The sequence below is a fragment of the Mycobacterium sp. GA-1841 genome (assembly GCF_001954135.1).
GTDB lineage: Bacteria > Actinomycetota > Actinomycetes > Mycobacteriales > Mycobacteriaceae > Mycobacterium.
Genome location: NZ_MBEQ01000104.1, coordinates 1 through 1,163, shown reverse-complemented (window position 1 = coordinate 1,163; position 1,163 = coordinate 1). Strand labels below are relative to the sequence as shown.

The following is a 1,163-nucleotide window of genomic DNA, read 5'->3' as shown; positions in this document are numbered from 1 at the left end:
CCTGTCCACCTTTGCATTCCAGACCGGCCAGATCTCCGCTGGCGTTGAAGGCGGTGGTGCCGTGGGTGTGCGCGGTGCGTAGTGCAGAGCGAACCGGGGCGAGATCGGCTGCGGTGATCAACTTGTCGCAGCCCCAACCGATCGAGAAGCTCCACACCGCACCGGGAAACTGTTGGTCGGCGGCCTCCAACATCGTGCCGATCTTTTCGTAGGCGCCGTCGCCCTGCACCGTCGGTCGCGCGTTGATCACGACCTTTCGTGCGTCCGGGGCGATGGCGTGGGCGACCTGCAGATCCATCGTGGTCTCCCCGTGCGGTGTGCTCGGTTGCCCGCCGATCAGGACGGGCGTGAACTTGGGCAGCCCGAAGGTGGTGGCGAAGGTGTCGAGGTCCCCCTGGTCGAAACCGTCGAACGCGAAGATCACGATGGTGGTGTTCTTACCGGTGTAGCCCTGCGCGGCCAATCCGTCGAGGTTGTAGGTGTTGAGCAATGCCGTCGGCGCCAACCCCTGATCGGGGACGTCGGTCGGCAGGTTCCGGAGGTCCGGTAGGGACATGTGGTGGGGCGTGTAACCGAGGATGCGGCCGATTTCGGCGATCTCGGCGCGCAACGCCTCTGGTACCGACGGCTGTTGCGGTGAGGCGTAGAACTCCTGACCGCGTCGACCCCGGTAGTCGCGGACGTCCACGTCGAAAGCGGTTGCCAGATCGGAGGATCGGCCTTCGGCTATGGCCCATGCATGACCGGACTGCCACCGGACCGACAACGCATGCTCCTCGGCCCACCGGTACAGCGCCGTTGGTCGCGTCGCGCGGTGCAGCGTCACCGTCACCTGTGCCGAGCGGTCGACGGCCGGGCCGAGATCTGTTGAGGCAGCCAGCAACTGGGCGTACGGGCCGGTGATGTGGCCACGCGCCTGATCCTCCAGGGCGGGGGCGGCCCGCAGGTCGGAGGCCAGCAGAACGCCGAGCAGGATCAGTGCCAGTAGCGCGCGCCCGGGCGCGATGTATGTCCCGGCCATGGGCGAACGATCGATTCCGGTAGTTCGATGCCTAGTTGTCACCGGGCAGGGCAGTCGGCGCCGGGGGTGCCTTGACGCCGGGGGTGAACAGGTTGCCGCCGGTGGGGTTGATCGACTTCTCGGTCGGTTCGACCGGTGGCGG

Annotated in this window: 1 pseudogene; it reads right to left on the bottom strand. The window is 67.1% G+C overall.

The window, feature by feature from the left end:
• Positions 1-1,021, bottom strand: a pseudogene (locus A5740_RS23745) (peptidase S53); the annotation flags it as partial.
• Between the last annotated feature and the right edge of the window lie 142 nt (positions 1,022-1,163).